Origin of the sequence: Sphingomonas sp. PP-CC-3A-396 (assembly GCF_004343105.1) — a bacterium.
Lineage (GTDB): Bacteria > Pseudomonadota > Alphaproteobacteria > Sphingomonadales > Sphingomonadaceae > Sphingomonas.
This window is the reverse complement of sequence record NZ_SLYF01000002.1, coordinates 34125-51592: the sequence shown is the minus strand read 5'-3', so window position 1 is coordinate 51592 and position 17468 is coordinate 34125. Positions and strand designations below refer to the sequence as shown.

At 66.9% G+C, this 17468-nt stretch carries 18 protein-coding genes and 1 tRNA gene; 5 read left to right on the top strand and 14 right to left on the bottom strand.

Annotated elements, in window-relative coordinates:
• Positions 1-83: 83 nt before the first annotated feature.
• The gene (locus tag C8J40_RS03995; protein WP_132895912.1) at positions 84-557 is read right to left on the bottom strand and encodes a helix-turn-helix domain-containing protein; all 474 of its coding nucleotides are present in this window, start codon (positions 555-557) and stop codon (positions 84-86) included.
• Positions 558-723: 166 nt separating this feature from the next.
• On the opposite strand from C8J40_RS03995, the gene C8J40_RS03990 reads away from it, so the two are divergent.
• Together C8J40_RS03990 and C8J40_RS03985 are read left to right on the top strand one after the other, a co-directional pair.
• The gene (locus tag C8J40_RS03990; protein ID WP_132895911.1) at positions 724-2829 is read left to right on the top strand and encodes a bifunctional (p)ppGpp synthetase/guanosine-3',5'-bis(diphosphate) 3'-pyrophosphohydrolase; all 2106 of its coding nucleotides are present in this window, start codon (positions 724-726) and stop codon (positions 2827-2829) included.
• 47 nt (positions 2830-2876) lie between these two features.
• Positions 2877-3899 carry a glycosyltransferase family 2 protein gene (locus C8J40_RS03985; protein ID WP_132895910.1) on the top strand — a complete coding sequence of 341 codons (1023 nt, stop codon included), beginning with the start codon at positions 2877-2879 and terminating at the stop codon, positions 3897-3899.
• Between the two features lie 315 nt (positions 3900-4214).
• On the opposite strand, the gene C8J40_RS03980 is transcribed toward C8J40_RS03985, so the two are convergent.
• Both C8J40_RS03980 and C8J40_RS03975 read right to left on the bottom strand, forming a co-directional pair.
• Complete coding sequence (locus C8J40_RS03980) at positions 4215-4943, bottom strand: class I SAM-dependent methyltransferase (RefSeq protein ID WP_132895909.1); 729 nt, start codon at positions 4941-4943, stop codon at positions 4215-4217.
• 15 nt (positions 4944-4958) lie between these two features.
• Positions 4959-5384 (bottom strand): GtrA family protein, encoded by a 426-nt coding sequence (locus C8J40_RS03975; RefSeq protein WP_207901155.1) that lies wholly within the window; start codon positions 5382-5384, stop codon positions 4959-4961.
• A 90-nt stretch (positions 5385-5474) separates the two neighbouring features.
• Here C8J40_RS03975 and C8J40_RS03970 point away from each other — a divergent pair, with 90 nt between their 5' ends.
• Complete coding sequence (locus tag C8J40_RS03970; protein WP_132895908.1) at positions 5475-7277, top strand: AcrB/AcrD/AcrF family protein; 1803 nt, start codon at positions 5475-5477, stop codon at positions 7275-7277.
• A 39-nt stretch (positions 7278-7316) separates the two neighbouring features.
• Here the strand turns inward: C8J40_RS03970 and C8J40_RS03965 are convergent, their stop codons facing one another.
• The 6 genes from C8J40_RS03965 to C8J40_RS03940 all read right to left on the bottom strand — a co-directional run bounded on the left by C8J40_RS03965 (position 7317) and on the right by C8J40_RS03940 (position 11688).
• On the bottom strand, positions 7317-7937 hold the full coding sequence (locus C8J40_RS03965; RefSeq protein ID WP_132895907.1) for a MarC family protein: 621 nt from the start codon (positions 7935-7937) through the stop codon (positions 7317-7319).
• Complete coding sequence (gene folD / locus C8J40_RS03960; protein WP_132895906.1) at positions 7934-8809, bottom strand: bifunctional methylenetetrahydrofolate dehydrogenase/methenyltetrahydrofolate cyclohydrolase FolD; 876 nt, start codon at positions 8807-8809, stop codon at positions 7934-7936. The genes C8J40_RS03965 and folD overlap by 4 nt, the downstream gene beginning before the upstream one ends.
• Positions 8806-9117 carry a DUF167 family protein gene (locus C8J40_RS03955; protein ID WP_132895905.1) on the bottom strand — a complete coding sequence of 104 codons (312 nt, stop codon included), beginning with the start codon at positions 9115-9117 and terminating at the stop codon, positions 8806-8808. Before C8J40_RS03955 ends, folD begins: the two co-directional genes overlap by 4 nt.
• Before the next feature lie 8 nt (positions 9118-9125).
• Entirely contained in the window at positions 9126-9428 is a 303-nt protein-coding gene (locus tag C8J40_RS03950) for a YggT family protein (protein ID WP_056053469.1), read from the bottom strand.
• A 385-nt stretch (positions 9429-9813) separates the two neighbouring features.
• Positions 9814-10731 (bottom strand): acetylglutamate kinase, encoded by a 918-nt coding sequence (gene argB / locus C8J40_RS03945; protein ID WP_132895904.1) that lies wholly within the window; start codon positions 10729-10731, stop codon positions 9814-9816.
• Positions 10732-11040: 309 nt separating this feature from the next.
• On the bottom strand, positions 11041-11688 hold the full coding sequence (locus C8J40_RS03940) for a queuosine precursor transporter (RefSeq protein WP_132895903.1): 648 nt from the start codon (positions 11686-11688) through the stop codon (positions 11041-11043).
• Between the two features lie 140 nt (positions 11689-11828).
• On the opposite strand from C8J40_RS03940, the gene C8J40_RS03935 reads away from it, so the two are divergent.
• Entirely contained in the window at positions 11829-13094 is a 1266-nt protein-coding gene (locus tag C8J40_RS03935; protein WP_132895902.1) for a nucleoside transporter C-terminal domain-containing protein, read from the top strand.
• Between the two features lie 222 nt (positions 13095-13316).
• Here C8J40_RS03935 and C8J40_RS03930 read toward each other — a convergent pair whose 3' ends face one another.
• From C8J40_RS03930 to C8J40_RS03920, 3 genes are all read right to left on the bottom strand, one after another.
• A complete protein-coding gene (locus tag C8J40_RS03930; protein WP_132895901.1) occupies positions 13317-13871 on the bottom strand; it encodes a fasciclin domain-containing protein in 555 nt (184 codons plus the stop codon).
• 85 nt (positions 13872-13956) lie between these two features.
• Positions 13957-14895 carry a diaminopimelate epimerase gene (gene dapF / locus C8J40_RS03925; protein ID WP_132896242.1) on the bottom strand — a complete coding sequence of 313 codons (939 nt, stop codon included), beginning with the start codon at positions 14893-14895 and terminating at the stop codon, positions 13957-13959.
• Between the two features lie 293 nt (positions 14896-15188).
• Entirely contained in the window at positions 15189-15653 is a 465-nt protein-coding gene (locus tag C8J40_RS03920) for a DUF6456 domain-containing protein (RefSeq protein ID WP_132895900.1), read from the bottom strand.
• A 112-nt stretch (positions 15654-15765) separates the two neighbouring features.
• On the opposite strand from C8J40_RS03920, the gene C8J40_RS03915 reads away from it, so the two are divergent.
• Positions 15766-16326: a helix-turn-helix transcriptional regulator gene (locus tag C8J40_RS03915; RefSeq protein ID WP_132895899.1), complete on the top strand. Its 561-nt coding sequence runs from the start codon at positions 15766-15768 to the stop codon at positions 16324-16326.
• 3 nt (positions 16327-16329) lie between these two features.
• On the opposite strand, the gene C8J40_RS03910 is transcribed toward C8J40_RS03915, so the two are convergent.
• A tRNA-Val gene (locus tag C8J40_RS03910) sits at positions 16330-16405 on the bottom strand.
• 63 nt (positions 16406-16468) lie between these two features.
• The gene (locus C8J40_RS03905; protein ID WP_132895898.1) at positions 16469-17410 is read right to left on the bottom strand and encodes a MarR family winged helix-turn-helix transcriptional regulator; all 942 of its coding nucleotides are present in this window, start codon (positions 17408-17410) and stop codon (positions 16469-16471) included.
• Between the last annotated feature and the right edge of the window lie 58 nt (positions 17411-17468).

Sequence of the window (17468 nt, the reverse complement as noted above, 5' to 3'; positions counted from 1 at the left end):
GAGAGCATGTTCCCCCGCGAGGGCGGGGGTCCAGACTGGGCTCCCGCCTTCGCGGGAGAACAAGGAAGTACGTGCGACGGCAGTTACTCTGCCGCCTCAGCCTCCACGCCCGCAACCTCCCCAGGCAGCGCCCAGATCAGGTCCCCCTTCCCCAGCACCCGGCCGTCATGCGCCCGCACCGACACCGGCTGCAACGGCCGCCGATCGCGTTCGTCGACCAGGATCGGAAACGCCGGCACGCACGTCTCCCATCGCTCGCCCCATTGCCGCAGCGCAATCATCGTCGGCAGCAGCGCGAACCCCTTGTCGGTCAGACCGTAGGCGATCTTGCGCCGATCCTCCGGGATCGGCTGCCGCTCCAGGATGCCGTGCTCGACCAGCCGCGCCAGCCGGTTAGCGAGGATATTCCGCGCGATGCCGAGCTCGGACTGGAACTCCTCGAAGTGATGAAGGCCATTGAACGCCGCGCGCAGGATCAGGAACGACCAGCGCTCGCCCATCGCTTCCAGCGCGGCGGGCAGGCTGCATTCCAGCAATGGTTCGCGCAATTTGCCCATCACGTCATCCTCATCCGCCGCGAACGTACCGCATAAGCCGCAGAAGCGAAACGCCCCGCTTATCCTACGTTATGCGCTGCCCACGAATGGCTGACGCAACCACTAGATCACAGTGATGCGACGCTTTTTGTTGCCAAAAGTCCCTGCCCGGCCCCATCTATGGCGGGTGCTGCGCCAATATGAACTGGTCGATCGCGTCCTCGACTACGATCCCGACGCCGACGAGGCGATGCTGAACCGCGCCTATGTCTTCTCGATGCAGGCCCACGGGTCGCAAAAGCGCGCCAGCGGCGATCCGTATTTCAGCCACCCGATCGAGGTGGCGGGCATCCTCACCGATCTGCACCTCGATGCCGAGACGATCGCCACCGCGATCCTCCACGACACGATCGAGGATACGGTCGCCACGCCGGAGGAGATCGAGCGGCTGTTCGGCCCGTCGGTCGCGCGGCTCGTCGACGGCGTAACCAAACTCAGCAAGATCGAGGCGCAGACCGAGAACGAGCGGGCGGCGGAAAATCTGCGTAAGTTCCTGCTCGCGATGTCCGACGACATCCGCGTGCTGCTGGTCAAGCTCGCCGACCGCCTGCACAACATGCGGACGCTGCACCACATCGCCAAGCCCGAGAAGCGCCGTCGCATCGCCAAGGAGACGATGGACATCTACGCGCCGCTCGCCGAGCGGATCGGCATGTATGAGTTCATGCGCGAGATGCAGTCGCTGGCGTTCGAACAGCTTGAACCCGAAGCCTCCGAATCGATCAATCGCCGCCTCGAACAGCTGAAAAAGGGCGACGGCGACCGCATCGCCAAGATCGCCTCCGGCCTCAAGCTGGTGCTGTCGCGCGCCGGGGTCGAGGCGGAAATCTCGGGGCGCGAGAAGCATCCCTATTCGATCTTCCGGAAGATGTCGGAGCGGCACATCAGCTTCGAACAGCTCTCCGACGTGATGGCGTTCCGCGCGATCGTGCCGACCGAGGAGGATTGCTACCGGGTGCTCGGGATCATCCATCAGCGCTGGCCGATGGTCCCGGGCCGGTTCAAGGATTACATCTCGACGCCCAAGCGCAACGGCTATCGCTCGCTGCATACCTCGGTGATCCACGCCGACAGCGCGCGGATCGAGATCCAGATCCGCACCGCCGACATGCACGCACAGGCCGAGTTCGGGCTGGCGGCGCACTGGGCGTACAAGCAGCAGATCAACGGCAGCGACCGGCAAGTCAGCTGGATCCGCGACCTCGTCGAGATCCTCGATACCGCCGAGAGCCCGGAAGAGCTGCTCGAACATACGCGGATGGCGATGTACACCGATCGCATCTTCGCGTTCACGCCGAAGGGCGAGCTGATCCAGCTGCCCAAGGGCGCCACCTCGATCGACTTCGCGTACGCGGTGCACACCGATCTTGGCGACCAGGCGGTCGGCGCGAAGGTCAACGGCCGCGTCGTGCCGCTGTCGACCGTGATCGAGAACGGGGATCAAGTGCAGATCCTGCGCTCGAAGGGCCAATCGCCGCAGCCGCAATGGCTGAATGTCGCGACCACCGGCAAGGCGCTCGCCGCGATCCGCCGTCACCTGCGTCAGAAGGAGCGTGTCGAGCAGATTGCACTCGGGCGCACGCTGTACGACGACATCGTCACGCGCCTGCCCGCGCAGATCGGGACGGATGCGCTCAGCCACGCGCTGAAGCGCCTGAAGCTGCCCGACGATTCGTCGCTGATGGTCGCGATCGCGCGCCGAACCCTGTCCGATGCCGCGGTAATGGAAGCACTAATGCCGGGCTCGGCAGGCGCGGACGTGACTCATGCACTCGCCCCACAATCGAGCGCGATCTCGATCAAGGGGCTGACCCCCGGTGTCGCCTATGACCTCGCGACGTGCTGTCATCCCGTACCGGGCGACCGGATCGTCGGCCTGCGTCGGCCGGACGCGGGGATCGAGGTCCACGCGATCGACTGCCGGGTGCTGGGTGAACTCGCCGAGCGCTCGGAGAACGAGACCGACTGGGTCGACGTGGCCTGGGGCGACGAGACCGAAGGCGCCGTCGCGCGCATATCGGTAATGGTGAAGAACGAGCCCGGCTCGCTCGGCATCGTCTCGTCGATCATCGGCAGCCACAAGGCGAACATCATCAACCTGCGGCTCGATACGCGCGACAAGAGCTTCCACACCAACGAGATCGACGTCGAGGTGCACGACGTGCAGCAGTTGATGCGGCTGATGGCAGGCCTCCGCGCGGCGGATGCGGTGCACACCGTGGAACGGGTGTAGAAACATCCGACGATGACGGCGGGCGCGACGGACGCTAGACGGGGCGAATGAACCGTCCAGCGTTATCGATTGTCGTCCCCTGCTATAACGAGGCGGCGTGCCTCGACATCCTGCACGCGCGCATTTCCGGCGCGGCCAAGGTCGCGGTCGGCGACGATTACGAGATCGTCCTCATCAACGACGGCTCGCGCGACGACAGCTGGCCCGTGATGCAGCGCCTCGCCGCCGCCGACCCGAGGCTGGTCGCGATCAACCTCTCGCGCAACCACGGCCACCAACTCGCCCTCACCGCCGGCCTGGATCTGTGCGCCGGCGAGCAGATCCTGATCATCGACGCCGACCTCCAGGACCCGCCCGAACTGCTGTCCGACATGCGCGCGGCGATGGCGGCGAGCCAGGCCGACGTCGTCTACGCCGTCCGCCGCCAGCGCGCGGGCGAAACGGTCTTCAAGAAAGCCACCGCCGCCGCCTTCTACCGCCTGCTGACGCGGATGACCGAGACGCCGATCCCGCTCGACACCGGCGACTTCCGCCTGATGAGCCGGCGGGCTCTGGATGCGTTCCTGTCGCTCCCCGAACAGGCGCGCTTCATCCGCGGCATGGTCGCCTGGATCGGCTTCCGTCAGGTCCCCTTCCCCTACGACCGCGCCGAGCGACTGGCGGGCGAGACGAACTACCCGCTGGCCAAGATGATCCGCCTCGCGTTCGACGCCGTCACAGGGTTCTCCACTGCTCCCTTGCGCTTTGCCAGCCATGCCGGGCTCGCGCTGACCGGTGTGTCGCTGCTGCTATTCGTCTATATCGCGATCGGCTGGCTGTCGGGGAGCGCGGTGCAGGGCTGGACCTCGACGATGCTCGTGACCGTGTTCCTGGGCGCGGTGCAGATGTTCGTGCTGGGGATGATCGGGGAATATCTCGGGCGGCTATACGTCGAGTCGAAGCGGCGGCCGCTGTATATCGTCGCGGACGTCGCCGGCCCGATCCAGGGCAAGGCGACCTTGGGGTTTCGTGCTAAGCCGGTGGAAATGGCGCGGTTGCCTGACACGTCTCTACCAAACCACGTAGACTGACGAACACCGCCTACCCCGATCCTCCCACCACCCCGGCGAAGGCCGGGGCCCAATTGGAAAGGTTGCAGTAACGGAGCGCGGACCTCAATTTGCCACGTCGCCCAATTGGGCCCCGGCCTTCGCCGGGGTGGTGCTTCCCTAAGAAATCCAGCGCGGGTGTCCTTCACCCCCGCCGCACCGAATTTACCGCCCATCCTCCCCTTGCAGGGGAGGTGGCAGCGCGCAGCGCTGACGGAGGGGTGACCTGCTCTCGATAGGACGTCACCCCTCCGTCGCTAGGCGACACCTCCCCTGCAAGGGGAGAATCGAGGAGGCTTATCGCGGCACCGCCAGCGTTACGATTGAGACACCAGGCGTCATCGGCATACGCCCCACCAGATGCCGCTCCAGCCGGAAGATCTTCTCGAACAGAGCATTCACCAACTTCGGCGGCGGCGAATCGTCGCTGTCTTCACGACCGGTCATCCGCCCTGCGATCCGCGCGGCCGCCGCCAGCGGGAACAGCAGCGAGTTGAAATACCCGAGCTTCTCCGGCTTCAGCCCAGCCGTCTCGATCGCCGACTTCAGCGTCGCCTTCGAGTAGCGCCGATGATGGTGGTTCACCACGTCATGCGCGCTCCACAGCCACGCATGCGCCGGCACTGCGATCAGGATCTTGCCGCCGGGCGCGAGGCAATCCGCCATCGCCTTCAACGCGGCGACGTCGTCCTCGATATGCTCGACCACATCGAGCACCGCGATCAGGTCGTAATGCTTGCGGGGCACGCCGGGGAGTTCGGGCAAGGGCGCCGCGCCGACCGGCTTGCCGAGCCGCTCGCTGGCGATCTCGCGTGCTGCGGGGTCGATCTCGATCGCATCGATCTCGCCGAACTCGGCCAGCATCGGCAGGTTATGCCCGGTGCCGCAACCGATCTCGAGGATCTTCGCATTCTTCGGCAACGCGCCGTAGCGGGTCAGGTAATCCGCGAGGATGTCGCGGCGCGCGCGGTACCACCAGTGGGTGGAATCGTGGGCGGCCATCCGGTCGTAGACGATGCGGTCCATTACTTGTCGGCCATTTCAGTTGAAAACCCAGAGACGGTTGAGCACGAACGTCACGATCGCGGCAAGGAAGACGGCGGGGATCAGAGGGATCCACGGGTGCAGGTGGAGCAACGCGGTCCCGATCCACGTGATTACCGCGTTGAGCGCGAGGCCCGAGCCCTGGACAATCACGAACTTGACGTGCCGGCCCGCGCCCGGCTCCTTCGCGTGGCCCTTGAAGCTCCACCGGCTGTGCAGGAAGAACCCGACTGTCACCGCGACGACGAACGCGAACGGCACCGCGGCCACCGCCTGGCGGGGCGGGAAGACGTACGCGGTCAGCGGCAGGTAGACGAGCGAGTACACGACGCTGGAAATGCCGCCGGCGATGCCGAAGCGCACGAGCTGGCCGAGCACGCCGCTCGCCCGCATCTGCTCAACCTGTCGCCAAATCGCCTGCATGCCCGCCTTGTTCTTTACCAACACCGCGATAGAGCGACGCGTTAGATATGCCCGCGCATCTAGAGTGCGTGTGGGCTGGAGGAAAGCGTTTTGGATCAGGCACCACCCCCCGAGCAGTCGACGCCGCGGAACACGCTGCTCGACGCACTCGACCGGCATTGGATCGCGTTGACGCTGCTCGCCTGGGTGGCGGTGGCGGCGTGGTCGATGTTCGATCGCTGGGGCCAGATCCGCTGGCTGTCGCTCGGCGATACCGACGACAACATGCGGCTGATGCAGGTCCGTGCGCTGCTGGACGGCCAGGGCTGGTACGATCTGCGCAATTACCGGATGAACCCCCCGGTCGGGTTCGACATCCACTGGAGCCGCATCGTCGACCTGCCGATCGCGGGGCTGATCCTGTTCTTCCGCCTGTTCACCACCAACAGTTGGGCGGAGCGGCTCGCGTGCGGGATCGCGCCGCTGTTGCCGCTGTCGATCGCGATGCTCGGCATCGGCGCGACGGTGCGGCGGCTGATCAGCCCTTACGCTTGGCCGCTTGCCGTCGTGATCATGGTCGGCGCGACCGGCACGATGCTGATGTTCATGCCCGAGCGGATCGATCATCACGGCTGGCAGCTGGCCATGCTGAGCCTGACGGTGGCGGGCCTGTGCGACACGAACGGGCGTCGTGGCGGCGCGATGGTCGGGCTTGCGAGCGCGGTGTCGCTGTCGATCGGGCTCGAGCTGTTGCCGTATGCGGCGATGGCGGGGGCGATCATCGCCCTGCGCTGGGTGTGGGACCGGTCGGAGGCCGAGCGGCTGTCGATCTATGCGCTGACACTGGGTGGGGGCAGCACGCTCGGGTTCGCGCTGTTCGCATCGAACGCCAACCAGGCAATGCGGTGCGATGCGCTGACGCCGGTGTGGTTGAGCGTGATGATCGCGGCGGGGATGTTGCTGTTCCTGCTGGCGCGGTTCGGGCCGGCGTCGCGGGGGGCTCGGCTTGCGCTGGCGGTTGTTGCGGGTGCGGCGATCGTTGCTGGCTTTGCGCTGGTGTTTCCGCAGTGTCTGGGGCGGCCCGAGGGGATCTCGCCCGAGCTGCAGCGCAACTGGCTGGACAATGTCCGCGAGGCCAAGCCGATCTACAAGCATAGTTTCCGGGTCGGGTTCGCGCTGGCGACGCTGCCGATCATCGGGCTGATCGGGGCTATCCTTGCAGCCTGGCGCGCGCGTCGCGACGACCGGGCGGTCGGCTGGGCAGCGGTCGCGCTGTTCACCGCGTTCGCGTGTGCGATGCTGTTGTGGCAGGTCCGCGCGGGTCCGGCGGCGCAGTTGCTGGCGATTCCGGGGGCGACGGCGCTGGGGTGGCTGATCCTGCCGCGGCTGCTCGGCAACCGATCGGTGGCGGTGCGCGTGCTGGGAACGGTCAGTGCTTTCCTGATCGTGTCGGGGCTGTTTGCCGGGATGCTGATCCAGTATTTCCCGATCGACCGGCCGAAGCCGTATGAAAAGCGCGTCAATATGGCGACGGGGAACTGCCTGCGGACGACCGTGCTGCTCGCGCTGGACAAGTATCCCCCGCAGACCGTGTTTACCTTCGTCGACATGGGGCCGCGGTTGATCACGATCACGCATCACGATGCGATCGCGGGGCCGTACCACCGCAACGGCGATGCGATCCTCGATGTGCAGCATGCGTTCGGGAGGACGCCGGACCAGGCGCATGCGATCATCAGGCGCCACGGCGCAACGATGCTCCTGCTCTGCCCCAACGCGGCGGAGTCGACCAACTACAAGGCGCGCAGCCCGAAGGGGTTCTATGCCGAGCTGGCGAAGAACGAGGTGCCGGCGTGGCTGACGCCTCTGCCGCTGCCGGCGAAGTCGCCGTTGCGACTGTTCAAGGTAGACTAACCTTCGTCCGTCATCCTGGATTCGCCCCAGGATGACGGACTAGCGCAGCACGACCGACAAGCCGTCGAGCACGAACTGCACCGCCAGCGCGGCCAGCAGCACGCCGAGCAACCGGGTGATCACCGCCTCGATCTTCGCGCCTAGGATCCGCATGATCGGCCCCGCCGCGAGCAGTGCGACCAGCGTCAGCAGCAGGATCGTGACCATCGCCGCCAGCACGACCGCCGAGCGCTCGATCCCGCTGTTGCGGCTCATCAACAGCATCACCGACGCGATCGAGCCCGGCCCGGCGATCATCGGCATCGCCATCGGGAAGATCGAGACGTCCTCGACCTCGGGATCGCTCGCGACCTTGGCGGCGCGGTCCTCACGGCGTTCGGTGCGCTTTTCGAACACCATTTCGAGCGCGATCAGGAACAGCATGATGCCGCCGGCGATGCGGAAGCTGGCGAGGCTGATGCCGAGGCCCTTGAGCAACGCCTCGCCGAACAGCGCGAACACGAACAGGATCAGCGCGGACACGCCGACCGCGCGGATCGCCATCGCCCGCTTCTGGAGGGACGAGGCGCTTGCCGACAGCCCGGCATAGATCGGCGCGCAGCCGGGCGGATCGATGACCACGAAGAACGTGATCAGCGACGAGATGTAGAGTTCGATCACAGGCTCGACTCCTCGATCGCGACGTCTTCGCGGCGGCCTGCCGAGACCAAAGTATTACGCAACAAGCAGGCGATCGTCATCGGCCCGACGCCGCCCGGCACCGGCGTGATCGCGCCCGCGACCTCGACCGCGCTCGCGGAATCGACGTCGCCGACGAGGCCGGCGTCGGTGCGGTTGATGCCGACGTCGATGACGGTCGCGCCGGGCTTGAGCCAGTCGCCCTTGATCATCAGCGGGATGCCGACCGCGGCCACGACGATGTCGGCGCGGCGGATGTGCGCGGGCACGTCCTGCGTGCGACTATGCACGACGGTGACGGTGCAGCTTTCGCGGAGCAGCAATTGCGCCATCGGCTTGCCGACGATGTTCGAGCGACCGACGACGACCGCCTCGAGCCCGCTCAGGCTCGGCAGCACGCTCTTCAACAGCATCACGCAGCCATACGGCGTGCAGGGGACGAAGCCGGGCAGACCGGTCGCGAGGCGGCCGGCGTTGATCGGGTGGAAGCCGTCGACGTCCTTGTCGGGGTCGATCGCCGAGATCACCGTCTGCTCGTCGATATGCTTCGGCAGAGGCAGTTGGACAAGGATACCGTCGATCGTCGGATCGGCGTTGAGCGTCGCGACCAGCGCGAGCAGGTCTTCGGCGGGCACGTCGGCGGGGAGCCGGTGCTCGATGCTTTCCATCCCGGCCTCGCGCGTCGCCTTCCCCTTCGAGCGGACATAGACGTTGGAGGCGGGGTCCTCGCCGACCAGCACGACGGCGAGGCCGGGCGCGCGGCCCGCCTGCGCCCTGAAGGCGGTGACGCCGTCTGCGATACGGGCCCGGAGGCCGGCGGCGAAGGCCTTGCCGTCGATGATGGTCGCGCTCATGCCCGCGGCCCATAGAGCGCGGACGCGATTTCCGCCAGCACAGTGGAGTCGCCGGCGATGTGCAGGCGCTTCAGGCGGGCGGTGTCGCCGGAGATTATCGTTACGGCGCGCCTGGGTACGCCGAAGGTCTTGGCGACGAGGGCGACGAGACCGGCGTTTGCGGCGCCATCGACGGGGGCGGCTGCCAATCGCGCGGCGAAATGCTCGGACGTTCCGGCGGCGAGTGCGTCGCGACCGCCGCGCGGGGTTACGCGGACGGCGATCGCGAGGCCGTCATCGACCGCGCGCCAGGCTGCCGGCCCGATCAACAGGCCGATCAATAGGCTGCGACGAGGTAGTTCTGCGCGATGTTCGGGATGACGATGTTGGTCAGGATGTAGAGGATCAGCAGCACGACCAGCGGCGACAGATCGAGCGCGCCGAAATCGGGGAGGATGCGGCGGATCGGGCGGTAGAGCGGCTCGGTGATCTTCTGCAGCGCGTTCCACACCGTGCGGACGAAATCGCTGTGCGTGTTGATGACGTTGAACGCGATCAGCCACGACAGCACCGCCTGGATGACGATGACCCACCAGACGAGGTTGAGCAGCAACTGGACGATCTGAAGAAGGGCGATCAAGGCAAGGGTCTCCGCTGGTGTATTGCCGATATAAGGTGGCGGGGGGAGAACGAGAAGCCCTGCTTAGGCGATAGTCCCACCAGCCCCAGCCCGTCACCCCAGCGAAAACTGGGGTATCCCGGTTGGCGGGTGCGCGGCTCGAGCCAGGAGATCCCAGCTTTCGCTGGGATGACGGATGTGGGGGGCGTGAAGAACGAGAAGTCCTGTGGTGTCGGTCGTTTTCGCCGCCGCTCGCGCGCGCCGACCGACTATCGTCACCCCATCTATCGTCACCCCAGCGGAAGCTGGGGTATCCCCGCTGGCGGGCGGGCGGCTCGAACCGGGAGATCCCAGCTTTCGCTGGGATGACGGATGTGGGGGTAGTGAGGGTGACACCCGTCGCGCGTTACCGGGTGCGCCCGTTGGCGCTGACCAAGGTCCCCGCGCCCTGCTTGGTGAAGATCTCTAGCAGCATCGCGTGGGGAACGCGGCCGTCGATGATAACCGCGGCATCGACGCCTGATTCGACCGCAGCGACGCAAGTGTCGAGCTTCGGGATCATGCCACCGGTCACCGTGCCGTCGGCGCGCAGTTCGGCGATCCGCGCGGGGTCGAGATCGGTGAGCAGTTCACCCTGCTTGTCGAGCACGCCGACGATATCGGTCAGCAGGAAGAACCGCGCCGCCCCCATCGCCGCGGCGATCGCGCCAGCCATCGTGTCGGCGTTGATGTTGTAGGTGTGGCCGTCGGCACCGATGCCGATCGGGGCGATCACCGGGATGATGTCGGCGGCGATCAGCGTGTCGAGGATCGTCCGGTCGACCGCGATCGGTTCGCCGACGAAGCCCAAATCGACGTGACGCTCGATCCCCTGGAGCTTGTCCGGCTCGCGGCCGTGGCCGACTTTCTGCGCGAGGACGAGGCCGGCGTCCTTGCCCGAGATACCGACTGCGCGACCGCCGGCCTGGCCGATCCAGCCGACGATTTCCTTGTTGATCGAGCCTGCGAGGACCATTTCGGCGATCTGCGCGGTCTCCGCATCCGTCACGCGGAGGCCATCGACGAAGCGCGATTCGACGCCGAGGCGCTTCAGCATCGCGCCGATCTGCGGGCCGCCGCCGTGAACGACCACCGGGTTGATGCCGACCGCCTTCAGCAGCACCATGTCCTCGGCGAAATCGCGCTGGAGCTCGGGGTCGCCCATTGCGTGGCCGCCGTATTTCACGACGAACGTCTTGCCGGCGTAGCGCTGCAGATACGGCAGCGCCTCGGTGAGCGTTTCCGCCTTGGCGAGCAGGGCGGGATCGGGCGTGTGATCGGTCATGCCCGCGCTTTAGCCAGTCGCAGGCGGTTCGTCATCCGAGGAACGTGCGTGGCGTGGCGTGGCGTGGCGTGGCGTAGCGTGACACATCCCACGTCGGCCCCATCCGTCATCCCAGCGAAAGCTGGGATCTCCCGGTTCGAGCCGCTGCATCCGCCCAGGGGGAGACCCCAGCTTTCGCTGGGGTGACCGGCGTGGGGGGGGGGTGACGGGCTTAGGGAGTGACGGGCTTGGGGGGATGGGCTTTGGGGGGCGATGGGCTTTGGGGGGGACGAGCGTAAAGGATGACGGGCCTAGGATGCGGCCTTCAAATCAGACCCGGTCTAGCCGCCGGCCCAGCCGCACGAAAAATGTGATCATGAACGGCACCAGCACGATCGACAGCACGACCTTGGTCAGCATCTGCCCTTCCATCAGCCCGAGGATCGGCCGTTCGCCGAGGAACGAGATGGTGATGAACAGGATCGTGTCGATGATCTGCGAGATGATGCTCGCGATCATCCCGCGCAGCCACACCAGCTTGCCGTCACCGCTGCCGACCTGTCCCGACAGCTTCGAGAAGATCAGCACGTTGAGCGTCTGCGAGATACCGTAGGAGATCAGCCCGGCGATCATCATTCGCGAGCTCTGGCCGACGACGATCGGGAACGCGTCGACTGCGGGCGGGTACATCCCCGGATCGTGCGGCAGTGCCAGCACCAGGTGGATCAGCGCCGCCGACACCAGCAGCGGGATGAACCCGAGGCGCACTAGGAACGTCGCGGTCTTCTGGCCGTGCAGCTCGGAAATCGCGCTGCTCAGCACCACTAGCAGGAGGAAGCCGAAGATCCCCGCCTCGACCGCGAGCGGGCCGAGCGCGACCTGCTTCACCCCCAGCACGCCGGCGATGCACACCATGCCGCCATACAGGACCGAGAAAACGAAGAGCGAACGCGGGAACGCGGGAACAGGCTTATCCATCGCCGGCGACGCTAGCGGAATCGCGCGCGCCGTCAAATGACCTCCCCATCATAAAGACTGGCGAGCACGCCGCTCGCGTGTCATGTCGGTCGCTTGCGCGGCCGGGGGGTCACGCGTGTCAGTTAAAATGCAGGGCGTCCATGGAAAGACTAGTCATCGGCCTTGCAGGCATCGCCGTCATCCTCGGCATCGCGGTGCTGCTGTCGAGCGATCGCCGCGCGATCCGCTTGCGCATCGTCGGCGCCGCGTTCGCGCTGCAGGTCGGGATCGCGGTGCTCGTGCTGTATTCGAGCATTGGCAAAGTCGTGCTGGGCAGCATGTCGGGCGGCGTCGCCAATCTGCTCGGCTATTCGCAGAAGGGCACCGAATTCCTGTTCGGCAAGATGGCGACGCCCGAGATCGGCGGGCAAAGTTTTGCGATCGCCGCGCTGCCGGTGATCATCTTCTTCGCCAGCCTCGTCTCGATCCTCTATTATCTCGGCATCATGCAGCTGGTGGTGCGCTGGGTCGGCGGCGGGATCGAGAAGGTCATCGGCGTCTCGAAGGTCGAATCGCTGTGCGCGGCAGCGAACATCTTCGTCGGCCAGAGCGAATCGCCGCTCGTTATCCGGCCGTATCTGGCGGGGCTGACCCCGGCGCAGCTGTTCACGGTGATGACCAGCGGCATGGCTGGCGTCGCGGGGACGATCCTCGCGGCGTATGCGTCGATGGGCATCCGCATCGATTACCTGCTCGCCGCGAGCTTCATGGCAGCGCCGGGCGGTATCCTGATGGCGAAGATCATCATGCCCGACCGCGTGATGCCGCCCGAGGGCGAACTCGCGCTCGGCGACCAGCCGGGTGAATCGGGCGCGGGCGAGCCGATGCCGCAGGCCACGCATGACGAGGAAAAGCCCGCCAACCTGATCATGGCGGCCGCCCAGGGCGCGCAGACCGGCGTGCGGCTGGCGGTTGCGGTCGGCGCGATGGTGCTGGCATTCGTGGCGCTGGTGGCGCTCGCGAACGGGTTGCTCGGCGGGCTCGGCAACATGATCGGGCTGCCGGGACTGAGCTTCCAGGGGCTGCTCGGCTATGTCTTCGCGCCGATCATGTTCCTGCTGAACGTGCCGTGGAGCGAGGCGGGGATCGCCGGCGGGCTGTTCGGGCAGAAGATCGTGCTGAACGAGTTCGTCGCCTACATCTCGCTCGGCACGCAGCAAGGGCTGAGCGCGCGGACGATCGCGGTCATCACCTTCTCACTGTGCGGCTTCGCGAACTTCTCGTCGATCGCGATCCAGATGGCGGTGACGGGCAGCCTCGCGCCGAACCAGCGGCCGATGATCGCCAAGCTCGGCTTGCGCGCGCTGGCCGCGGGCAGTCTGGCCAACTTGATGTCGGCAGCGCTAGCAGGCCTGCTGATCGGCTGACGTTCGATCCTCCCCTGCAAGGGGGGGGTGGCAGCCGCTTGGCTGACGGAGGGGTATGCCCCTATCGAGAGCGCGCTACCCCTCCGTCTGGCTGCGCCAGCCACCTCCCCTCAAAGGGGAGGAGAGTAACCGCAAACGCAATCGGGCCCGTCACCTTCCGGCGACGGGCCCGACGAAACTACCTCGTGGGGGATCGAGGCAGCTATCTCGCGGGATGCGCGATTACGGCAGCATCACCGTGTCGATGACGTGGATCACGCCGTTCGACTGCATGACGTTGGCGATCGTGACGCGGCCCTTGTGGCCCTTGCCGTCCATGATGCCCCAGCCTGCGCCGGACTTCATGAACATCAGCGGCTCGCCCTGCACCGTGGTGTAGGTCGCGGTGCCGCCGTTCGCCTTTGCCTTGGCGGCGATGTCGGCTGCGGTGATCGTGCCGGGGACGACGTGATAGGTCAGCACGGCGGACAGCTGCGCCTTGTTCTCGGGCTTGAGCAGCGTGTCGACGGTGCCGGCGGGCAGCTTCTTGAACGCCGCGTTCGTCGGCGCGAACACCGTGAACGGACCTGGGCCCGACAGCGTCTCGACCAGGCCGGCAGCCTTCACCGCGGCGACCAGCGTCGTGTGATCCTTCGAATTGACCGCGTTCTCGACGATCGTCTTGGTCGGATACATCGCGGCGCCGCCGACCTTCGGGTTGGTCGGGGCGGCGACGATCGCGCTACCGCTGACGGCGATGGCGGCGGCGACGATCGCGGTACGAAACACGTGATTCATGGCTTTCTCTCTCCTGCACGGCGCCGGTCGTCCGACGCTTTCGTGGAAAGATACGGCCGGATCGGAAGAATGATGCAGCCGCGTTTCAGATCGTTGCGATCAGCCTCTTCCACGCCGCGATCTCGTCATCATGGTGCTGCGCGATCGTCAGGTCGCTTGCCGTCGCCGTCGCGAAATCGACGTCGATCGACCCGCGCCATTCGAACGTCGCATTGCCCGACAGCGTGACCATCGCCGCCTCGCTCGCCTCAGCGCGGACGAGCCCGCCCTTGTTGAAGACGGTGGTCGGCGTGTCGTAGGCGATCCGCCCGGTCAGGCACGCAGCGTAGGTCGACGCCGCCATCGCGCTGCCGCAGCTGTCGGTGAGACCGACCCCGCGTTCGAAGGTGCGGACGAACAGGTCCGCGCCGCGCACTTCGACGAAGCTGACGTTCGCGCGGTTGGGGAGCCAGTCGGGTGCGGCCTCGCACGTCTCGCCGACGCGAACGAGTTCGGCTTCGTCGATCGCATCAACGAACGTCACGAGATGGGGGTTGGGCATGGCGACGGCGGTGAAGGCGCGGGCGGTCGGCAGGCCCGCGATCGGCGTGTCGACGACGCGGTCCGCGCCGACCTCCATCGGCCATGCGGTAACGTCGAGCGACGCGGGCCCCGCAATCTCGCGCACGGTGAACACGCCCGGCGCGATGTCGGCGTCGTGCACGACGATCGCATCGCTGGTCTTGAGCAATGCCGTTGCGGTTTCCGTGCCGGTCGCCGCGAACCCGGCGCGCGCTACGCATCGCAGGCCGTTGAGGCACGTTTCGGACTCGCTGCCATCGGAATTGAACATCCGCATGCCGAATGCGCGTGTCTCGTCGCCGCCGGTGAGCAGAAGCAGCCCGTCGCCACCGACCGGCCCGTCCCGATCCGCGAGGGCGCGCGCGACGGCCGCCCAGGCTGCATCGTCCAACGTCGACGCCCGCGCGTCGATCAGGGGGAAGTCGTTGCCGGAGCCGTGGCATTTGATGAGGTCGAAGCGCATATCCACCATTTAGTGCCGCGTGGCCGGCAAAGCGAGTGGGCGGATCGGCGCGCGAGTGTAGTCCTGTTCGTGGGGAGACTAGGCGAAGGACTTCGCTGCCGGCCCTTAACATCGGCCACAAGAAACCCGCGGCCCGGATCGTCGACCTCACGATCCTCCCCCGCAAGGGGGGAGGTGGCTGGCCCTTGCCTGACGGAGGGGAGGAAAGGGAGCACGTCCGTTGCGCGTCCTCCCCCTCCGTCACCTTCGGCGCCACCTCCCCCTTGCGGGGGGATCGAATAGTTCGCCGCCTACTACCCAATCCCATAGTGTGCGGCCAACCGGTCGAGCGCGAGCGTCAATACCAGTCGCCCTGCGCGAGCTGGCCAGTGCAGCGCCTTCTCCGCCGCGGGCAGCCCCTCCCCCGCGCAGACCACGCGCCACAGGATATCCGCGAGCCCCGGCCCCGCCGCCGCGATCGCGGTGTCGAACCGGCGTTTCGCCGCGATCTGCGCGGACGTTGGATCTAGCCCATCATGCCCGCCTCCATCGACTCGCTCCACCCAGCGCATCGTTACGCTCGGCGCGATCGAGGCGCGTTCGTAATCCACGCGCAATTGTTCTCCCGCTGCGAACTGCCGCGCGTCGACCAGTCCGCGCGACCGCAACCATCCGAGCGGCGATTCCGCCAGATTGACAGTGACCATCCGCCCACGCCGCGCGCCCGATGGCTGCGGAACGCCCTCCGAATCGATCGATCGTTCCACCAATTCGCGCATCCGCCGTCTCCCGTTGTCGCTCCACGTCACTTGCGCCGGTTGCCATATCGACATGGTTGTAGGACAGAGGAATAACCCATCTGGTTTGGAGCCTTCCGATGATCACCGTGCAATGATCACTGCCATTCGCGAAGTCCGCCGCGCTAGGGGCCTGACATTGGAGGATGTCGCACGGCGCTGTGTTCCGCCGACAACCGCGCAGACGATCGGCCGGCTGGAAACGGGCACGCGCACCGTGTCGGTCGGCTGGCTCAATCGGATCGCCACGGCGCTGGGCGTTGAGGCGGGCGATCTCGTGACGTTGCCCGACCGCGCCGACCTGCCCGTCACCGCGATCCTCGACGGCCGCGGTGTCCACGCGCCGCGCCGGACCACGACCGTGCCCCCGCCCCAGGTCGCTCCCGGACAAATCGCCGTGACGGTGGCGGGCGGGATCGGCGACTACCGCGCGGGCGACGTGATCTGGTGCGCGATGCTGGCGCCGGAGGGTTTCGCCGCAGCACTCAACCGCGACGTGCTCGTCCCGCAACCAGCTGGGCGGTTCGCGTTCGGGCGACTCACAGGAGGCGAAGGCAGCGTGACGCTGTTGCCGCCGGGCACCGGCACGCAGCCGCTGGCCATCGCAGACCCGGCCTGGATCGCGGTCGCTATGCGGCTGGTCCGCGAGCTGTAGGGATGGTGGGCGATGACGGGCTCGAACCGCCGACATTCTCGGTGTAAACGAGACGCTCTACCAACTGAGCTAATCGCCCCTCTCGGGTTGGGGTGCGATGCCAAAGCCGGGCGGCCGGGGCAAGCTAAAAGGGCGCGGATCGTCACGGAATCCGCAGGTCGGCGCCCCTGGTGGCTACGATATAGCCGCGCATCGCCTCGCTCGCGCGGTCGGAGAGCACCATGAACGCGCGCCGCCGGTCGTGCATATCGGGGCGGCGTTCGAACAGCCCCGTGTCGGTCATCCGCGCGATCCAGCGAAGCGCGGTGGTCGGCGCGACCGCGGCGGCGATGCACAGGCTCGACACCGACACGCGGCCACGCTCGAGTTCGGCGGCGTAGAGATCTAGCAGCATGTCCCAGCCGGGATCCTCGAACAATGCGGTGCCGAAGAACTGATCGCGCAACCGTCGCGCACGGATGGCACGCCGGACGTCGGCGGCGCTCGGCTCGGCCAGCGATGGCGGCGCGCCGTAGCGGTTCGTCCGATCGCCAACGATCGGCGCGGCGGGGGCATCGCCGTCGATCTCGGCACGGGTCAGCCGGGCAAGCGCTTCGGCGATCCGCGCGACCTCGGTGTTCAATCGCTCAAGCCGCGTACCGTCGGTCTCGCGCGTGACATCGAACACCCCAGCAGGACTGCGGACGCGCTCGGCGGCGACGACGATCGCTGCGATGCAGTCCGCGACGCTCGGATCGACGAGCAGGATCGTCCCGCCGCCAAGCGTTGCCGCCGCGACCGCGTCGATCTGGTCGCTCCCCATCGCGACCACCAGCCCCGCCTCCAGCACGGCCGCGCGCTCGACGATCCGCGGCAGATGTTCGGCAAGGATTGCAACGTCCACCCCCGCGGTCTCGACCACGATAACCTGCGGCGTGGCATGCAGGCCGAACGGCGCCTGCCAGTCGATCGTGGCGACCACCCGCCCCCCCATCGCGGCAAGCGCGGCGGAGAACCGGTCGGGCGCGTCGGTCGCTGCAACAAGGACCGCGGCGATACCCGTATCGTAGCGCGTGTCGTCGGCCTCGCCGTCCGGTAGGATCATGATCATCTCCGCTGTGTCGCGAAGACTAACCTCGATCATCTCCGGATTTACACTCGAA